The organism is Gammaproteobacteria bacterium (assembly GCA_029862005.1).
Lineage (GTDB): Bacteria > Pseudomonadota > Gammaproteobacteria.
In genome coordinates, this window is the sequence record JAOTYD010000080.1 from 1 (window position 1) to 4,356 (window position 4,356).

The window sequence follows — 4,356 nt, forward strand, 5'->3', positions numbered from 1 at the left end:
GCGCGGTCTCCCAGGCGGCGCGATCGGCGGCCTGCAGGGCTGCATGTGTCATGCATACCAGGATCGGCAGGCACAGCAGAAACTGCCCCATCGCCATTGCCGACTGCGTAAATAACAGTTTGAAATCGCCCATCGGGCCCTGTCGGGACAGCAGGATGAACAAGGTTAGCCCTATGACCACCGCGGGAACCGAGAGGAAAGTGTTGAATAGCGAAATCAGAAATCGACGGCCGAAAAAGTTGCCATAGGCAAGCGCAAACGCAATCACCAGCGCCGGTGGTACCGCCGCCAGGATCGCCATACTCGAAACCTGGAAGGAGATGGCGACGATTTCCCAGATTTCGGCATTACCGCTGAATAACAGGCCGAAGGCGTCGACGGTACTGTTGATCAGGACTTCCATATGCTACTCAGGATACCGATCCAGCCGACGGAATGAACAATTGCTGGCCGTGAACCTTGAAATCGCCGATCATTTTCTGCACCGGGGGCGAAGTGATCCAGTCGATCAGTTTTTTTGCAGCTGAATAGTTCGCATCCGCATGACGCTCGGGATTGACCGCGATGATTCCGTAGGGATTTAACAGCGCGGGATCATTTTCGAACAATATCTGGATTTCCAGCTTCGACTGGTATGCGAGCCAGGTGCCGCGGTCGGTCATGGTATAGCCGTCGACTTCGTTGGCGATCTGCAGGGTTTTGCCCATGCCCTGGCCAACTTCGCGATACCAGCTACCGCCAGGCGATTTGTCGGCTTTTTGCCACAGCATCATTTCGCGCTTGTGGGTACCCGAATCGTCGCCGCGCGAGATAAACGGTTGCTCGCTGGAGTGGACACGTTGCAGCGCTTCGCCCACGGACCCGCTTTTAGCCGCTTTGGCCGGATCGGATTTCGGGCCGACGATAATAAAATCGTTGTACATGACGTCGGCCCGGTCGACACCGTAACCAGCTTCGACAAACTTATCCTCGGCCGCGCGCGCGTGTACCATCACGATATCGACATCGCCCTCGCGTCCGAGCCGCAGCGCCTTGCCGGTGCCGACCGCGATAAGATGCACTTCAATGCCTGTTTCCTGCCTGAATTTGGGTAACAGGTAATCCATCAACCCTGTATTGGCGGTGCTGGTCGTGGTCGCCAGGCGCAGCGCGGATTCGCTCGCCATGGCCTGGTTCGATATCAATAATGCCACCAGGCCAAGAAATACTTTCCTCAACATCTTGTTGCTTCCCTTGAATGAAAAACAGGAAAAGACCAGTTTATCAATCCGTGGCGGTGCGCGTCGAATTTTCATTGGGGCGATCAGGCAAAACAGGTAAACTGATTGACCGAGATCTGTATCAATATCGAAGAGGAAGTAATGGACGAAGAAGCGCTGAACATGTCGATCCGCAAGTTTTTGAAAAAAGTGGGCATCACTTCGCAACGTGAAATCGAGCGCGCCATCGATCTTGCCAATGGCGAGGGCCGACTGGATGGTAACCCGGTGCGGGTAAAGATGACGCTGGAATGCGACCTGATCGATGACGCCCTGTCGATCGAAGACGAAATCAGTTACTAAATCAGATGAGCGAGCAGCGCGAGTTAATCCCGCTCGATATCGCGGTGCTGACGGTGTCGGACAGCCGCGATGAATCCAGCGACAAATCGGGCCCGCTGCTGGTCAGGTATCTGACCGAGGCCGGCCACCGGCTGGCGGAAAAGGCAATTGTGCCGGACGATAAATACCGCATTCGCGAAGTGATTTCACGTTGGATTGCCGACGAGGGTCTTCAGGTGGTGTTAACCACCGGCGGCACCGGGGTTACCGGCCGTGACGGCACGCCGGAAGCGGTGGCGCCATTGCTGGACAAGGTGATCGATGGTTTCGGCGAAACCTTCCGTAGCCTGTCTTACCAGACCATCGGCACTTCGACGCTGCAGTCACGTGCGATTGCCGGGGTTGCCAACGGTACCTACATCTTCTGCCTGCCGGGTTCATCCGGCGCCTGCAAGGACGCCTGGACGCAATTGATCGCGACCCAGCTCGATTACCGCACGCGCCCCTGTAACCTGGTCGAACTTATGCCGCGCCTGCGCGAAAGTTAAAAAGCCCGTCGAATGAGGGGATTTAACGAAAAATCCCTAGTTGCGCACAATCCTGATGCGATCTTCGCCTGTTAACGATTCTCCATGGTAGGTCGTTGCCTTGATGATAATCATGAATTCGCCTTCGCCGACCTTGAAGCCCGTGGTATGGACATCGCATACGAGGTCTTCGTAGCTATCGTCGTTAATATCTGCCTGGCGGCATAAACTCTTGTCAGACTTGCCCACCAGCATGACATCGACACCGTTTAGCCTGATGGATCGCGGGTTTATCGCGGTTACATTGAGCTCGCTCGATCCGAAAATCGCAACCGGGATAACACGCCCGGAACTGGCGCGGACGATATTCTTCGAATCGCCGGGTTTGATATCGATAGTCATCGCAGTCCGTCCTTGTCCGCCAAAAAGATTGCTCGCCTGGGCGGTGACCGTGACCTGCCCACTGCCTTGCTCTAAATCCAGGCTATTGCCGCCGGTTTCCGCCGCATTGGAAGCAGCGGCCAACGCCCAGATCATGGTCGCAAAAATTCGTACCGCTATTTGCTCGTATCGCACTAATTAATCCTGGAGAGTTTCCGCCGCCACGTCAATGGTATTACAGGTAGTTGCTACCTGATCCGAATTTTTCAAGTCAGCTTCTCAAAAGCAGACGATTAGATTACGAAGCTCAGGGGCGATCCTCGACCAGGAAGGACATTGGAACCTCTGACAGGGCACGACCCTCGGAACTAGCTTCTGAGGGCCATTGCCCTGATCCATGTAAAACTTTACGGTCGTGCTTCGAGCACCATGTTGAATGGCGTCTCGGCGGCTCTGCGAAATTTCGAGAAGCCCCCGCCGTCAACAATTGTCTCCTGTAAACGTTTCTCACCAGCCTGCGCTCCCAAAGCGGTTCCAACCTCCTGTGCCAACGACGTGGGTACGCACACCATAGTCGAGGCAGCATAGTAAAGCCGCCCTACCGGATTAATATTGTCCTGTATCTGATCCCCGGCAATAGGTTCAACGACCATGAGTGTGCCGTCGGACTTCAGGGCACTTTTTATATGCGCCGCCGCACCAGCTGGATCCCCCATGTCGTGCAGACAGTCGAACAAACATACCAGGTCATAGTCACCTACACCGTCGAATTCTTTCGCAAGCGCGGTCTGAAATCGAACGTTACTCAACCGGTGTTCTTCAACGTGCCTGGTGGCCTCGGCAATCGACCCTTCATGAAAATCGAATCCCACGAATTGGGAATTCGGGAATGCTTCCGCCATCATTATGGTTGAAAGACCGTGACCACAACCGACATCAGCGACTGTTGCCCCCTGTTCAAGCTTTTCAACCACACCATCGAGTGCTGGAAGCCAGTCTTGCATTATGTGATGTTGATAACCGGGACGGAAAAACTTGGCAACCGCACAGAACAGGCACTCTGGCTGATCCCCCCAGCGCAGACCTTCCCCCGTGTGGAACACGCCTTCGATCTTGTCCTGGTTATAGACATTTGAGGCAGCACAATCGAAAGCAGCGACCAGGTAGACGGGGCTGTTCTCATCGGCAAAAACGGCTGTTTGCTCCTCCGTCAAACTGTATTTTTCGCCGTCAGGGTTATACGTGATGTAATTCGAGGCGGCCATTGCAGAAAGCCATTCTCGAAGGTAGCGCTCGGCCAGGCCCGTTTTATGCGCTAATTCATTTGATGAAACAGGCCCCTTTTCCGCGAGTGTTTTATATAAGCCCAGCGAGCTTCCTATCCTGACAAGAGGCATGCAAAAAGCTCCACCGAGATCCGACAGCATTTGCCCGACTAATTCATTGAGTTTTTCTTCATTCATACTTGTGACTCCTATTCGGCTATAGCCAAATGATTGGTTATTTGTGTCTATGAATGGCGATCGCTGCAGAATGCAGCTTAAAGAAGGGTGACCGTCAGCCCTGAATATTGAAGCTGCGCTTCTATTTGGCGCATAAGAGCACTATACAGCAACCAGGCTCACTAAAATAAACGATTGTATTTATGTCGATCGTGAAGCCATAAACCCGATATATCTTGTATTTGGAATTTCAATAGCGGTTTTCGAGTAAGCGTACCCTCGTGGAACATCGGTAGGAGGCGATTTCAGGCCCATTTTAGAGACATCCAGGGAAAGAACCCGCACATTGGCGGAGTTTTATATTCAATTCTACTTGAAAGCCAAGTTACTTTTCTTCGCTTACTAAATCCAGCTAATCCGAGCAGTGCTGTGCCAAAGAGCCAGGCTGCTGCGAGAATGGGGTGG

At 53.4% G+C, this 4,356-nt stretch carries 6 protein-coding genes; 2 read left to right on the forward strand and 4 right to left on the reverse strand.

All coding sequences use genetic code 11. The features are described from left to right. The coding region (locus tag OES20_18825) for an ABC transporter permease (GenBank protein ID MDH3636746.1) at positions 1-403 on the reverse strand (403 nt) is incomplete at its 3' end. A gap of 7 nt (positions 404-410) precedes the next feature. Beyond that, positions 411-1,217, reverse strand: coding sequence for a substrate-binding domain-containing protein (locus OES20_18830; protein ID MDH3636747.1), 807 nt, complete (start codon positions 1,215-1,217; stop codon positions 411-413). 144 nt (positions 1,218-1,361) lie between these two features. Between OES20_18830 and OES20_18835 the strand changes: the two genes are divergently transcribed. Then, positions 1,362-1,562, forward strand: a complete 201-nt coding sequence (locus tag OES20_18835) for a DUF6494 family protein (GenBank protein ID MDH3636748.1) — start codon at positions 1,362-1,364, stop codon at positions 1,560-1,562. A gap of 5 nt (positions 1,563-1,567) precedes the next feature. Next, positions 1,568-2,089 (forward strand): molybdenum cofactor biosynthesis protein B, encoded by a 522-nt coding sequence (gene moaB / locus OES20_18840; GenBank protein ID MDH3636749.1) that lies wholly within the window; start codon positions 1,568-1,570, stop codon positions 2,087-2,089. A gap of 36 nt (positions 2,090-2,125) precedes the next feature. Here the strand turns inward: moaB and OES20_18845 are convergent, their stop codons facing one another. Together OES20_18845 and OES20_18850 are read right to left on the reverse strand one after the other, a co-directional pair. Next, the gene (locus OES20_18845) at positions 2,126-2,644 is read right to left on the reverse strand and encodes a hypothetical protein (GenBank protein MDH3636750.1); all 519 of its coding nucleotides are present in this window, start codon (positions 2,642-2,644) and stop codon (positions 2,126-2,128) included. A 212-nt stretch (positions 2,645-2,856) separates the two neighbouring features. Next, entirely contained in the window at positions 2,857-3,912 is a 1,056-nt protein-coding gene (locus tag OES20_18850) for a methyltransferase domain-containing protein (GenBank protein MDH3636751.1), read from the reverse strand. Between the last annotated feature and the right edge of the window lie 444 nt (positions 3,913-4,356).

Excerpts from the sequence above, each read along its gene's own strand:
- OES20_18835 (MDH3636748.1), top strand. The coding sequence starts at position 1,362 with ATGGACGAAGAAGCGCTGAACATGTCGATCCGCAAGTTTTTGAAAAAA.
- OES20_18850 (MDH3636751.1), bottom strand. The coding sequence starts at position 3,912 with ATGAATGAAGAAAAACTCAATGAATTAGTCGGGCAAATGCTGTCGGAT.
- moaB (MDH3636749.1), top strand. The coding sequence starts at position 1,568 with ATGAGCGAGCAGCGCGAGTTAATCCCGCTCGATATCGCGGTGCTGACG.